We start from the raw sequence: 12,619 nt of genomic DNA on the forward strand, positions 1-12,619 counted from the left end.
CACCCGCCGTGCTCTTGGCTAAAACCTGGGTCCCCGCCTTCGCGGGGATGCACGGGATCAAAGGTCGTGGCGCGGGGTGAACCGGGGGATGACAAGGCCAGGATCGGCAGGGGCGCCCTCCGCCGGACGTTCGAAACGCAGACGCTGGTCGGTCAGTCGCAGCAGGGGCGCCGCGATCCGTCCCCGCGCCTCCGCCCGGCGATAGACAGTCTGGCCGCCGAACAGGGCGACGCCGCCCGCCAGGGCTCCGCCGAAGAAGATCAAAAGGGCGGTGAAGGCCCCGTCCCACCAGCGGTCCTTGCCATACACTGCGGTCGGCGCGGTGGCTGAAGGCGCCGGGACCGGCGGGCGCGCCGTCGTCGGCTCGGCCAGGGTCATCAGCACGCCGCCTCGCGCCAGCATCATCGGCACATTGGCGCGCGGGATGACGGCGTAGGCGCCGGCCCCCGTGCGCATCAGGGCGATGTCCTGATCCAGCAGGGCGGCCCCGAAATCCTTCAGCAGGGCCTCGCCCGTGTACCAGCCGTCGGCGCGGAAGGTGACGAGGCCGTCGACCGCCGGATCGATGGTCAGGTCCCAGGCGAGGGCTCCGCCGACCACGTCCTGGGCCGCCTCGGCGACGGGCGTGTCGGTGAAGCTGAAGACATAGAACTGCACCGGCTCGGCGGCGGCCGGGATCGGCGACGCGGCGGGCGCCTGGGCAAGCCCGGGAGAGTCCGCCAACATGAGGGCCAGCAGCGCGGGAGCCATGAGGACGAGCAGGGGCGAACGCATCGGAAATCTTGATACCATGCCGACCTCATGCGGACCTAAGACGACAGGACGATGAAATCGCTCGCCGCCTCGTCTAGGGTGATCGCGCGCGGAGCGCCCGTGCGTTTCAGGAGACCGATGTGGTCCAGGTTCCCGGCGCCGCCCGACGCGCCGCCGCCTTTCGTCGAATGCGCGACGCCCGCTCCAGCGAGGTGGCGGAGGACTATGTTGAACTGGTCGGCGACCTGATCGCGGAAACCGGCTCGGCGCGGCTGACCGACCTGGCCGATTGCCTCGGCGTCGCGCCGGCGACGGCGGCCAAGGCCCTGCAGCGCCTGCAGCGGGACGGGCTGGTGGAAACCAAACCCTACCGCTCCATCGCCCTGACCCCGGCGGGCGAGACGATGGCGTCGGCGTCGCGCGAACGGCACCGGATCGTGCATGAGTTCCTGATCGCGCTCGGCGTCACCGGAGAGACCGCCGAGGCCGATGCTGAGGGTATCGAGCACCACGTCAGTCCCGAGACCCTGACCCTGTTCGAAAGCCTCACCCGGCGCCTGCGCGACGGGGGCTGATTTCCCTCGCATCCGGTGACGATTTGTCGCGTATATAGATTCAGCCGAGGCTGAATTCTCGCCGCGCAGGGGGATATCGATGGCCGCTCCGGGCGCCGCTGACCACAACCACTCCCTGCCGGAGGCCCATCGCAGCATCCCGGTGTGGACCGAAGGCAGTGCGGCGCGGCCCTGGTGGCGGCGGATGCTGGCCTTCTCCGGCCCCGGCTTCCTGGTCGCGGTCGGCTATATGGATCCGGGCAACTGGGGCACCGATCTCGCGGGCGGCAGTCAGTTCGGATACGCCCTTCTGTGGGTGATCCTGGCCTCCAACCTGATGGCCATCTTCCTGCAGGTGCTGTGCGCGCGGCTGGGACTGGTCAGGGGCCAGGACCTTGCCCAGGCCTGCCGGGATTCCTACTCAAAGCCGACGTCGATCGCGCTGTGGCTGCTGTGCGAGATCGCCATCATCGCCTGCGACCTGGCCGAGCTGGTGGGGGCGGCGGTGGCCCTGAACCTGCTGTTCGGCATCCCGCTGATGTGGGGCGTGCTGATCACCGGGTTCGACGTCCTGATCCTGCTGATGCTGATCAATTTCGGCTTCCGCTGGCTGGAGGCCATCGTCATCGCCCTGGTCACGACCATCGGAGCCTGTTTCGCCTGGTCGATCTTCCTGGCCCAGCCCGACTGGGCCGCGGCGGCGCACGGAGCCTTCCTTCCCAGCCTGCCGGGCGGCGGCGCGCTGTTGATCTCGCTGGGCATCCTCGGCGCGACGGTCATGCCGCATAACCTCTATCTGCATTCGTCGATCGTGCAGACCCGGGCGCACGGCCGGGGGATCGCCGACCTGAAGGCGGCCATCGGACACAATACGGTCGACACGATCGTGGCCCTGGGCGCTGCCTTCTTCGTCAACGCCGCGATTCTGGTGCTGGCGGCGGCGGTGTTCTGGAAGGCGGGGGTCGAGGTCGACGACCTGCGCCAGGCGCACGAACTGCTGAAGCCCGCCCTGGGCGGAGCGGCGGCCACCGCCTTCGCGGTCGCCCTGCTGTGCTCGGGCCAGTCCTCGACGATTACAGGGACCCTGGCCGGTCAGATCGTGATGGAGGGCTTCCTCAAGATCCGCATCAAGCCGTGGATCCGGCGGCTGGTCACCCGGAGTATCGCCATCGTTCCGGCCCTGGTGATCGTCTCGGCCACTGGCGGGCGGGATACGGTCCAGCTGCTGGTCATCAGCCAGGTCGTGCTGTCGATGCAGCTGCCGTTCGCCATCTTCCCCCTGATGATGCTGACGTCGGACAAGGCGAGGATGGGCCAGTTCGCGAACGGGCGCGTCGTGCAGGTCGTTGGCTATTCGATCTGCGCCGTGATCGCCTCGCTGAACGTCTATCTGCTGTGGAGCGTGATCGGGCCGGTGTGGCTGGGTCTGTTGGCGGCAGTGATGATCGGCTTTGCGGCCTGGGTGCGGCTCGGCTACCGCGCGGCCGCTATTTGAGGAAGGCGCTGGCCCGGACCGCACCGGTGGCGAGGTCGATGTGGAAGCTCAGACCCTGAAAACTGTCGGCGAACAGGACCCCGTCCTCCAGCCTCATGGCGACGAAGGCGTCCTGGGCGTCGCCCTTCGGCGGATGGGCGATCCAGCGCCGGCGACCCGTCGCATGCAGGCGGACGACCGCGCCGCGCTCGTCTTCGGGCGCGGACAGGCCGTGAAGGACCAGGCGGTCGCCGTCGGGAAGTTCGATCTGCGTCATGGAAGGGGGATCGGGTCGGAGAAGCTCTCGGCCGGGATCAGTTCGAGAAGCTGGACCTGCCGGCCGCCGCCGGGCTGGTCGAAGGCGGGGGCGGCGATACCGACCTTCATCAGGGTGCCCGCGGGGACCGTGACGACGGAGTAGAACTCCGCCGTGTTGGCGGGCGGCAGGGCCATGGCCTCGCGCACGCCTTGCGAAGACGTCGGCTGAACGGGCGACAGCCAGGCCCCGAGGCGGTTCGCGCCACCCCCGTACGCCCGGTAGAAGGTCATGACGCGACCGGTGCGGACCTCCTCGACCGGTCCGGCCCAGGCCTCGACGAGGACGGCCGGAGCAGGCGCGGCATAGGTCGTGGGTGCGGCGACGGTGGAACAGCCTGCGAGGCCCAGCGTCAGGGCGGCCATAAGCATCATGACGGGCGTCAGCAGCCAGTCGCGCGTCGCCGCCCTGAAGTTCGTCATCGTCGTCTCCCCGATTCCCGCAACGAGGCTACACCCGGGTTTGCGTCAGCGGCTAGTAGACGTCGCGACGGTAGCGGCCGGTCTCGACGAGGTCGCGCAGGGCGTCGGCGCCGAGGACGGTTTCGAGCGCCGTGTTCACGCCTCCGGCCATGCCTTCGAGGCTGCCGCAGACGTAGATCGCGGCCCCGCGTGCGACCCAGTCGCGGACGCCAACGGCTTCAGCCTCGATCACTGCCTGAACATAGCGGCCGTCGCCGGGATCGCGCGAGAAGGTGCGATCGAGACGGGTCAGTGCGCCGCTCGTCAGCCAGCCGCGCAGTTCGGCGTCATGGAAACTGTCATGGGCCGCCGTACGCTCGCCGAACATCAGCCAGGCGCCGGCGGTCGCCTTCCGGGCAGCGCGAGCCTTCAAATGCGAGCGGAGGCCGGCGATGCCCGTGCCGTTGCCGATCAGGATCATCGGAGTCGCCGCGTCCGGGCCGTGGAAGGCGCGGTTGGCGCGGATGCGCATCGGTGCGATCTCGCCGATTCCCAGCGTCTCGGTCAGCCACCCGGAGGCGAGGCCGGGCGTTCCGTCGGGCCGGCGCATCAAACGGATCAGGAACTCGGCGCGGCCGTCTGCGGGCAGGGAGGCGACGGAGTATTCGCGGTGGGCCAGACCGCCCTCGGGCGAGGGGGCGCCGACCTCGGCGATGTCGCCTGCGACCCATTGCAGGGCGCCGTCGACGGGCTCGAACACCAGATGCCAGGCGCCCTCGCCGGGGCTGCCGGGGTTCAGCAGGCGGCGCTCGACCAGACGCCAGTCGGCATAGGCGGGCGGGGCCCAGTCGGGGGCGGCGACCGAGCCGGTCAGGCGGCTGAGCTCGCCCTGCCAGTGACGGACGGCGGCGGCGTCGCCGTTGTCGACCTCGACCGCATCGAACAGGGATCGCGCGCCGGCCGACTTCAGCCAGCCGTCCAGCGCGCGACCGAAACCGCAGAACTCGACATAGGTCCGGTCGCCGAGAGCGAGGAGACCGTACTCCAGCCCTTCCAGGCGCGTTTGATCGGTCATGATCCGGCGGACGAAGCGGGAGGCGCTGTCGGGAGCGTCGCCCTCGCCGGTGGTCGAGGCGATGAACAGGACGCGGGCGGCGCCGATCAGGTCGGTCGGCTCGATGTCCACTAAGGACTTCACCCGGGCGGGGCGACCGGCGTCGGCGAAGGCCTTGCGGGTCATCTCGGCCAGTTCGTCGCCGAAGCCGGTCTGACTGGCGACGGCGATCAGGGTCGAGCCCTGCTGCGCGGGCGCCGCTGGCCTGGCGCGGAACCGCCGGATCGTCCAGCCGGTCAAGCCGAGCCAGGCGACGACGGTCAGGGCCGCCCAGATCCACCGGATCGGGTCGTCGCTCACCCGGCGTCGTCCTCGTCCATCATGGCGACGAAGGCGGGGGTCAGGTGTTCGACGATACCGTCGGCGGTGCGAACCACCATCTGGGCGGCGAGGTCGTAGGCCTCCGCCGTCGCCGGACCTGCCTCGGGGCCCAGAACGGTCAGGGCGGTGGCCCAGGCGTCGGCGATCATGGCGCTGGCGTGGAAGACGGTGACGGAGGTCACGCCGTTGTCGATCGGCCGACCGGTGCGGCCGTCGATGGTGTGCGGATAGAGCCGGCCGTCGTGCTCGAAGGCGCGGCGCCAGTCGCCGGAGGTGGCGACCGCGATATCCACCAGGGCGGCGACGGTGCGGGTGGAGGGGGCGCCCGGCGGTTCCTCCAGACCGATCCACCACGGCTGGCCGTCCGGCTTCACGCCCTGGCCGCGCATCTCGCCGCCGATCTCGACGAGGTGGGAGGTCGCGCCGAGACGCGTCAGGGCTTCGGAGACCCGGTCCACCGCATGGCCCTTGGCGATGCCGGCGAAGTCCAGCCTCATGCCGCCGGGCTGCATGGCGCCGCGCGCGTCGCGGTTCAGGCGCAGCTTCTGCCAGCCGCTGACGGCCAGGGCCGCGGCGACCTCGGCGTCCGACGGAAGGACGGTCCCGACGCGCGCTCCGGACGGGCCGAAACCCCATAGATCGACGAGCGCGCCCAGGGTCGGATCGACCGCGCCATCCGTATCGTCGGCCAGATTCATGGAGGCGTCGAGCACCGTCCAGAAGGTCTGGGACAGGGCCCAGATTCCGGCGGGCGCGGCGTTGAAGCGGGAGATCTCGCTGGTCCGGTCCCACGGGCTGAAGGCGGCAATGACCGCGTCCAGCTCGGTCCGGACGGCGACCATCAGCGCCGGGTCGTCGATCCCGGCCGGGGCGACGGCGCGGACCGACCAGGTCGTGCCCATGGTCTCGCCGCCCAGCCGCCGGACGTCGTCGCCTGGCGGTCTGGACGGCGGAGCGCCCATGGGCGGGATCAGGACGCGGGTCGCCGACCGGTCGTCCGCCTCGCGGAGATCGAGCGGCGGCGGGGTTCCGCGCGATCCGCGAAGGGTCAGGGGAGGACCTGCAGGACAGCGGTGTACTGGGCCGAGGCGACCGGCGGGCCGCTGCGGCCGCCGCCGGCCGGGGCCGCCGGATCGCGCCACGAGGTGTTGACCCAGTACAGGCCGGCCTCGGGCCAGGCGATCGAGACCCGGCCCTCGGCGTCGGTCCTGGCGGTGATCTCTTCCGGGTTGTCGCGGTACTGCAGGCCGCCGCGCGCCACGACGACGTCGGCGTCGGCGTAGGGCCGGCCGTCCTTCAGGAACTGGAACACGCCCGGCTCACCGGCGACCAGGTCGTTCGGGTGGGTCACCGGGACCATCTCGATGCCGACCCCGCTCGGGGTGAAGACGGTGGTGGTCGGCTCGCCCAGGGTGACGAAGGTCTCCAGCCGGTTGGCGCTGAAGGCCGAGGCGACGTCGGTGGCGCCGGCCGGGATGTTGGCGGCCATCTCGGCGGCCGGACCCCGCCAGCGGCCCTGTTCGCCGTTCAGCGTCCAGGTCGCAGTCATGCCGGCCGAGGCGTTGGCGATCTTCCAGGTGCCCGGCTTGCTGACCTCGACGTCGAAGGTGGTGCGGTAGGCGCCCTGCATCAGGTTGGCGGCCGCGCCGGCCGAGCCGTCGGGCGCGGTGATCGACAGGCTCTCGGGCGACAGGCGCAGCGGGGCGTGGTCGGCGATGAAGACGCCGTTCGAGGCGCCGGCGTCGAACGAGACCCAGAAGGAGTCCCCCGACAGGACGGTGTGCGAGGGCATCAGCCAGCCCCGGTGGGCGCTGGCCGACATCGGCGCGGCGACGGCGGCCAGGACGGCCAGGGCGGCCAGGGCTTTCGTGGGAAGGATGGAGGTCTTCATGGCGACTGATCCCTAGCGGGTGACGGTGACGCGCACGGCGCCCAGTTCGGAGGTTCCTGCGGCGGAGGCGATGTTGGCCGCGCCGCCCCAGATGAAGGGCAGGCGGACGGTCTCGCGGCCGCCCTGTTCGCGGGCCGCCTCGACGACGATGTTGTACGAACCGGCCGGCAGGCTGGCGAGGCGGGCGCCGGAAACGGTGACCGTCTGGCGGCCCGGCGCGCGGGTCGGTCCGGTGACGCCGTCGATCGGCAGGGCCATGGCGCGGCCGCCCTTGCGCCACCAGGTGCGGATGTCCTTCAGATACTGTTCGCCGTCGCCATCGCCGCGCGCCGTGGCGCCGGCCTCGTACCACAGGGCGATGGTGCGCACGGCCGTCTGGGCCGTGTCCTGCTGCTCGATCCAGACCGCGACATAGGGGCGGTGATAGGCGGCTGTGGAGATCGGCGGCACGTCCAGGGTGACGGTCAGATCGGCGGCCAGGGCCGGGGCGGCGATCGAACCGGCGATCGCGGCGAGCATCAGGGGGAGAGGACGCATGGTGAGACTCGTCAGTGGATGAAGAGGAGGGCGATGATGACCGGGATGGCGATGCCCAGACCGACCAGGGGCCAGGTCGAGGCGCGGGTCCGGGCGTGTAGCCAGAGCAGGGTCAGACCGGTGACGGTGAAGACGATGCAGGCGACCGCAAAGACATCGATGAACCAGTACCAGACGGGTCCGGTGTCGCGGCCCTTGTGCAGGTCGTTGATGTAGGCGACCCAGCCGCGCGTCGTGGTCTCGCGCAGGGCCTCGCCCGTACCCCGGTCGATGGTGACCCAGCTGTCGGTGCCGGGGCCCTTCAGCGCGATATAGATTTCGTCCGGCGCGGTCTCGGTCGCCTTGCCGGCGATGGAGATATCCAGCTCCGAGGAGACCCAGCGGGCGATCGCGTCGGGGACCGGATCGGTGGTCTCGGTCGGGAAATCCGACAGCCGCTCCAGCAGAGGCGAGGGCAGGGTCGCCGTCAGCTCCATCGTCACGGGTTCGGCCGGGATCTGGGCGGCGTGGTTCAGGGTGATGCCGGTGATGGCGAACAGCAGCATCCCGGCCAGTGACAGCCCCGCCGAGATCCAGTGCCAGCGGTGCAGTTCCTTCAGCCAGAAGGCGCGCGCGCCGTTCATCGACCGCGCACGGGCGGCGGCCTTGGCGACAGGTTTTGCGGCGGCGTCGGTCACACACGGCCTGTGCCATACGTTGAGAATGATTTGCAAGTGCCCGGACCTCTGTTCGCCTGTCGTGGTGCTTGGCGACAGGGAGAATCCCGGCTGATAGGGTCGGGAAACGGGGGCGGGGAGTATCCTGATGCGGCGTATCGGTCTGGCGGCGGCGATGGCGGTGTGTCTGGCGGGGCCCGGATGGACGCAGCCGTCCGATCCGGTCGAGGCCGTGGACGTCTTCATCGGCACGGCGGGCAAGGGCCACACCTTCCCCGGCCCGGTCGCGCCGTTCGGCATGGTGCAGCTGAGCCCCGACACGGACTATCGCGCCTTCCGCCAGTCCTATGACTGGGCCTCGGGCTATCGCAACGACGACCCGACCATCATGGGCTTCTCCCACACCCATTTCTCCGGCACCGGCCACTCCGACCTGGGGGACGTCCTGATCACGCCGCAGACGGGCGACGCGGTGAAATGGGATGTGGGCGACGTCGCCACGCCCGGCTCGGGCTACCGCTCGCGCTACGACAAGAGCTCGGAGACCGCCGAGCCCGGCTACTATTCGGTCCATCTGACCGACACCAAGGTTCGGGCCGAGCTGACCGCCGGCGTCCGCACCGGCCTGCACCGCTACACCTTCGAGGACGGCGCGCGGGCGCGGGTGCTGCTGGATCTGCGCAACTCAATCTACGACTATCCGGGCAAGGTTCTGTGGTCGCGCATCCGGGTCCATCCGGACGGGACGGTGACGGGCTTCCGCGAGTTGCGCGGCTGGGCGCCGGGGCGGCAGCTGTATTTCGCCATGCGTTTCTCGGCGCCCATGGTCGGCCACGAGATCCAGAACCGCGAGACCGACGTCCCCTACAACGGTTTCCGCCAGCCGGGCCGAGCGCTGGATGACCGTCAACAGGTGCAGGGTCGGGCGCTGGAGGCGGCGTTCGACTTCGGCCAGATCGACGGGCCCTTGCTGGTCAAGGTCGCCATCTCCTCGGTCGACGAGGCCGGGGCCATCGCCAATCTGGACTCCGAAGGCGAGGGTTTCGACTTCGACGCCCGGCGCGCGGCGACGCGGGCGGCCTGGAACGAGGCGCTGGGCGCCGTCGACATCGAGGCCGAGCCGGAACTGCGCACCACCCTCTACACCGCGCTGTACCACGCCCTGATCGCGCCCTCGGTCCACTCGGACGTGGACGGTCGCTGGCGCGGCCCGGACAATGCGGTGCACAGGTCCGACTTCACCGTCCACTCGACCTTCAGCCTGTGGGACACCTTCCGGGCCGAGCATCCGCTGCTGACCCTGCTGGCCCCGGCCCAGCGCAACGCCGACATCGTCAACTCGCTGATCGCCGCGCAGCAGGTCAGCCCCTACGGCATCCTGCCGGTCTGGTCGTTCCACGGTCAGGAGACCTGGACCATGATCGGCTATCACGCCGTGCCGGTGATCGCGGACGCCTACCTGAAAGGCATTCCCGGCATCGACGGGAAGGCCGCGCTGGACGCCATGGTCGCCTCGGCCACCTACCGTCCCTACGGGGGCTTAGGCGACTATATGGACCTGGGCTACGTCCCCATCGACCGCGAGCCCGAGGCGGCGTCCAAGACGGTCGAATACGCCTATGACGACTGGACCATCGCCCGCATGGCCGAGCGTCTGGGCCGCGCGGACGTCGCCGCCGAGTTCGATCGCCGCGCCGGCTTCTGGCGGAACACCTGGGATCAGGAGACCCGCTTCGTCCGCGCCCGTCTGGCTGACGGTTCGTTCCGTGAGCCGTTCGATCCCGTCGCGATCAACTACGGCTCCGACTACACCGAGGGCAACGCCTGGCAGTATTCGTGGTTCGTGCCCCATGACATGGCGGCTCTGGTCGGCGTCATGGGCGGGGATGCGGCGACCGTCGCCAGGCTCGACGCCATGTTCGACTACGACAACGCCGGCCTCGACTACTCCCACGCCGAGGACATCGCCGGCCTGATCGGTCAGTACATCCACGGCAACGAGCCCAGCCACCACTCGGCCTATGCCTATGTCTATGCGGGCCAGCCCTGTCGGACGCAGGAGCGGCTGAAGCAGATCGTCGAGAGCCAGTACCACGCGCGGCCGGACGGCCTGTCGGGCAACGATGACGTTGGCCAGATGTCGGCCTGGCTGATGTTCACGGCCATGGGCTTCTATCCGGTGACGCCGGGCTCGGGTCAGTACGTCATCGGCCGCCCGTTCACCGAGCGGACGACGCTGAACCTGCCGAACGGGCGTCGGTTCGTGATCTCGACGGCCGGTCTGGCGGACGCCAACCGCTATATCCAGTCGGTCACCCTGAACGGCCGCCCGCTCGACCGCACCTGGATCGGGCACGATGAGATCACCGCCGGCGGCGAACTCCACTTCGTCATGGGTTCAGAGCCGAACCGGACATGGGGCGCTGGCGCGGAGGCGCGGCCGTATTCGATGAGCGGGCGCTGACGATCACCTCTGCGCGCGCGAAGGCGCGTGGGGCGGTGACGCGTCCGGCGCCATCTCAAACCCTGCAAACTACGTCGAACGGATTTTTCTATTCGACATGGAAATCCTGATCCAGTCAGTGTCGGCGGGACGTACACCCTTCCGAACGCGCCCTGGTTCGCGGCGGGTGTAGAGTTCATGGTCACGGTTCGCGGAGAGGGCGAACAGAGGATTTCGTCCGTTTCGTCCGTTTCGTCAGGGTGTTTTTCGTCAGGACGAACGGACAAACCCCCGCAGCACATTGGCCTCCGTGCTCAGCACCAGCCGGTCGATGTCGATCCGCTTCGGCGCGGCGAACAGGATGAAATAGTATTTCATCTGCTCGGACCACCAGTAGCCGGGGCAGTTGTCGCCCTGGGTCATCGGCCGGGTCGAGATGTCCTGCAGCGAGGTGTAGCCGTACTCGGCCTTCGAGCTGGACTTCATGTTGTGATAGTGGGTGGCCGCGATGGCGCGGTAGCGATCGTCGCGGTCGTGCTGCCACAGGTTCAGGCAGGCGTCGGCCACCTCGGGGCGCAGGCCGGTGCGCAGGGTGCGGGGGCGGGCGGTCGTGACGTCGGTCGATTCCGGCACGATCAGATAGCGATCCTGCATCGTCTCGTAGGTCTTGAGGAAGTCGTCGCCCTCGGTCTTGAAACCTGCCTGTCCCAGCAGCCCCGCCAGATAGGCGCCGAGCACCGTCTGCGACGTGCCGGTCACCGCGCCGGTCTCGTAGTCGACCATCGGGAACCACAGCAGGCCGTCGTAGCGCCTGCCCTGATGGTCGATCATGGCCTGCAGACACTGCTCTGCCGCGAGCTTCAGTTCCTCGTCGCCGAACAGCTCCGAGGCGTCCCACAGGTATTCGTAGAAACTGTCGGCATAGACGTCGATCGAGGCGTTGCGGCTGGTGAACGCGCCGGTCCCGGCATGGATGTTGGCCGCCATCAGGCCGATCTCGGACCGCATGTTCAGGGCATGCATCATCGCCCGCTTGGCCGCCGCATGGTATTTCGGCTCGCCCGTCAGCCGGCTGAGGACTCTAAACTCGGAGATGTAGGTGCCGATCTCGGCGAGGTTGGTCTCGGGGTCGCGCACCGCGCCGGTCTTCAGGTTCACATAGCGATACGGCAGGCCGTGCGGAGAGGCGTCGAACGCCTTCATCAGCCGGTCGGCAAGGTCCTTCGCCTTTTCCAGCAACACCGGATCGCCGCAGGCCAGGTGCGCCGACAAAAGGCCGCCGACCAGTCGGATATTGGTCTCGAAAACCTGGGCCTCGCCGTCGATGTCGAAGTTCAGGTTCGCCTTGACCCAGTCGACGCCCGCCTGGAACTCGGCGTCAAGCTCCATGATCCAGAGCGTGTCCAGCGCCTCGACCAGCGACAGACCCAGGTCTTGGCCCTCGATGAAGAAGGACTGGGACGTGCCGGAGACGGGATTGATCTCGTCCTTGCCCCAGGCGCGCTCGACATAGTGGTCCCAGGCCCATTTGAACTCGGCCTTCACATCGGCGCCCAGTTGTTCCCAATCCTGCGTGGCCCAGTCTTCGGACTGCGCGAAGGCGGGGAGGGGCGCCAGGCCGGCGAGCAGACCGCCTCCCGCCAGGGTCAGCGCCGAACGACGGTGCAGGGACAGGGTTCTCATCGCCGAACGCTCCGATTCACTCCCGCCGCACCATGGCGGTCGCCCCGACGGTCCGCCAGTCGCGCCTTGGGTGAATGCAGGCGGCCGGTCGCCATGCCCTCGACACCCGTGTCGGCGCGCGCTCCAAAGTTCTCCCGCCGGTTCACAACGCCTGTGTCGGCCTTCAGACATAAAGGGCGGGATGCACGCTTAGGGAATTGCTTTCCATCGACTAACCCTGTTGGTTGATCCGGGGGGGGTGGCACGATGAACGAGCTTGAGCAGCTCACCGCGAGAGAACGGCAGTGCCTGGTGGGTGTCGCACAGCATCGCCAGTCGAAGGAGATCGCGCGCGATCTCGGGATCTCCTCAAAGACCGTCGACAAGCATATCGAGACCGCGTGCAAGCGACTGGGCGTCGCCTCGCGCCGGGACGCCGCGCTGCTCTTGATCAAGGCCGGCCTACGGAACGAACCCGTAGGGGAGCCGTCCCGAGT

Annotated in this window: 11 protein-coding genes and 2 pseudogenes; 4 read left to right on the forward strand and 9 right to left on the reverse strand. The window is 69.2% G+C overall.

Going from position 1 to position 12,619, the window contains the following annotated elements; translation table 11 throughout:
- Positions 1 to 57: 57 nt before the first annotated feature.
- Positions 58 to 774 (reverse strand): hypothetical protein, encoded by a 717-nt coding sequence (locus ACP7AB_RS14330; protein WP_425992520.1) that lies wholly within the window; start codon positions 772 to 774, stop codon positions 58 to 60.
- A gap of 113 nt (positions 775 to 887) precedes the next feature.
- Between ACP7AB_RS14330 and mntR the strand changes: the two are divergent.
- Positions 888 to 1,328 (forward strand): annotated as a pseudogene (gene mntR, locus ACP7AB_RS14335) (manganese-binding transcriptional regulator MntR); the annotation flags it as partial.
- A gap of 79 nt (positions 1,329 to 1,407) precedes the next feature.
- Positions 1,408 to 2,802, forward strand: coding sequence for an Nramp family divalent metal transporter (locus ACP7AB_RS14340; RefSeq protein ID WP_425992521.1), 1,395 nt, complete (start codon positions 1,408 to 1,410; stop codon positions 2,800 to 2,802).
- Here ACP7AB_RS14340 and ACP7AB_RS14345 read toward each other — a convergent pair.
- The 7 genes from ACP7AB_RS14345 to ACP7AB_RS14375 all read right to left on the reverse strand — a co-directional run bounded on the left by ACP7AB_RS14345 (position 2,795) and on the right by ACP7AB_RS14375 (position 8,038).
- Positions 2,795 to 3,058, reverse strand: a complete 264-nt coding sequence (locus ACP7AB_RS14345) for a hypothetical protein (RefSeq protein ID WP_425992523.1) — start codon at positions 3,056 to 3,058, stop codon at positions 2,795 to 2,797. The genes ACP7AB_RS14340 and ACP7AB_RS14345 overlap by 8 nt on opposite strands.
- Entirely contained in the window at positions 3,055 to 3,519 is a 465-nt protein-coding gene (locus tag ACP7AB_RS14350; protein ID WP_425992525.1) for a hypothetical protein, read from the reverse strand. The genes ACP7AB_RS14345 and ACP7AB_RS14350 overlap by 4 nt, the downstream gene beginning before the upstream one ends.
- Before the next feature lie 52 nt (positions 3,520 to 3,571).
- Positions 3,572 to 4,912: a sulfite reductase subunit alpha gene (locus tag ACP7AB_RS14355; RefSeq protein WP_425992527.1), complete on the reverse strand. Its 1,341-nt coding sequence runs from the start codon at positions 4,910 to 4,912 to the stop codon at positions 3,572 to 3,574.
- Complete coding sequence (locus ACP7AB_RS14360) at positions 4,909 to 5,895, reverse strand: FAD:protein FMN transferase (RefSeq protein WP_425992528.1); 987 nt, start codon at positions 5,893 to 5,895, stop codon at positions 4,909 to 4,911. The genes ACP7AB_RS14355 and ACP7AB_RS14360 overlap by 4 nt, the downstream gene beginning before the upstream one ends.
- Before the next feature lie 86 nt (positions 5,896 to 5,981).
- Positions 5,982 to 6,824 carry a DUF4198 domain-containing protein gene (locus ACP7AB_RS14365; RefSeq protein WP_425992530.1) on the reverse strand — a complete coding sequence of 281 codons (843 nt, stop codon included), beginning with the start codon at positions 6,822 to 6,824 and terminating at the stop codon, positions 5,982 to 5,984.
- Between the two features lie 12 nt (positions 6,825 to 6,836).
- Positions 6,837 to 7,361, reverse strand: coding sequence for a DUF2271 domain-containing protein (locus ACP7AB_RS14370; protein WP_425992532.1), 525 nt, complete (start codon positions 7,359 to 7,361; stop codon positions 6,837 to 6,839).
- 11 nt (positions 7,362 to 7,372) lie between these two features.
- Positions 7,373 to 8,038 carry a PepSY-associated TM helix domain-containing protein gene (locus tag ACP7AB_RS14375; protein ID WP_425992534.1) on the reverse strand — a complete coding sequence of 222 codons (666 nt, stop codon included), beginning with the start codon at positions 8,036 to 8,038 and terminating at the stop codon, positions 7,373 to 7,375.
- A 127-nt stretch (positions 8,039 to 8,165) separates the two neighbouring features.
- On the opposite strand from ACP7AB_RS14375, the gene ACP7AB_RS14380 reads away from it, so the two are divergent.
- On the forward strand, positions 8,166 to 10,481 hold the full coding sequence (locus ACP7AB_RS14380) for a GH92 family glycosyl hydrolase (protein WP_425992536.1): 2,316 nt from the start codon (positions 8,166 to 8,168) through the stop codon (positions 10,479 to 10,481).
- A gap of 249 nt (positions 10,482 to 10,730) precedes the next feature.
- Here the strand turns inward: ACP7AB_RS14380 and ACP7AB_RS14385 are convergent, their stop codons facing one another.
- Complete coding sequence (locus ACP7AB_RS14385) at positions 10,731 to 12,143, reverse strand: glycoside hydrolase family 47 protein (protein ID WP_425992538.1); 1,413 nt, start codon at positions 12,141 to 12,143, stop codon at positions 10,731 to 10,733.
- A 246-nt stretch (positions 12,144 to 12,389) separates the two neighbouring features.
- On the opposite strand from ACP7AB_RS14385, the pseudogene ACP7AB_RS14390 reads away from it, so the two are divergent.
- Positions 12,390 to 12,557: pseudogene (locus ACP7AB_RS14390) on the forward strand (response regulator transcription factor); the annotation flags it as partial.
- Positions 12,558 to 12,619: the final 62 nt, after the last annotated feature.

Source organism: Brevundimonas sp. TWP3-1-2b1, assembly GCF_049896165.1.
Lineage (GTDB): Bacteria > Pseudomonadota > Alphaproteobacteria > Caulobacterales > Caulobacteraceae > Brevundimonas > Brevundimonas subvibrioides_B.

Excerpts from the sequence above, each read along its gene's own strand:
- ACP7AB_RS14330 (WP_425992520.1), bottom strand. The coding sequence starts at position 774 with ATGCGTTCGCCCCTGCTCGTCCTCATGGCTCCCGCGCTGCTGGCCCTC.
- ACP7AB_RS14340 (WP_425992521.1), top strand. The coding sequence starts at position 1,408 with ATGGCCGCTCCGGGCGCCGCTGACCACAACCACTCCCTGCCGGAGGCC.
- ACP7AB_RS14345 (WP_425992523.1), bottom strand. The coding sequence starts at position 3,058 with ATGACGCAGATCGAACTTCCCGACGGCGACCGCCTGGTCCTTCACGGC.
- ACP7AB_RS14350 (WP_425992525.1), bottom strand. The coding sequence starts at position 3,519 with ATGACGAACTTCAGGGCGGCGACGCGCGACTGGCTGCTGACGCCCGTC.
- ACP7AB_RS14360 (WP_425992528.1), bottom strand. The coding sequence starts at position 5,895 with ATGGGCGCTCCGCCGTCCAGACCGCCAGGCGACGACGTCCGGCGGCTG.
- ACP7AB_RS14365 (WP_425992530.1), bottom strand. The coding sequence starts at position 6,824 with ATGAAGACCTCCATCCTTCCCACGAAAGCCCTGGCCGCCCTGGCCGTC.
- ACP7AB_RS14370 (WP_425992532.1), bottom strand. The coding sequence starts at position 7,361 with ATGCGTCCTCTCCCCCTGATGCTCGCCGCGATCGCCGGTTCGATCGCC.
- ACP7AB_RS14380 (WP_425992536.1), top strand. The coding sequence starts at position 8,166 with ATGCGGCGTATCGGTCTGGCGGCGGCGATGGCGGTGTGTCTGGCGGGG.
- ACP7AB_RS14385 (WP_425992538.1), bottom strand. The coding sequence starts at position 12,143 with ATGAGAACCCTGTCCCTGCACCGTCGTTCGGCGCTGACCCTGGCGGGA.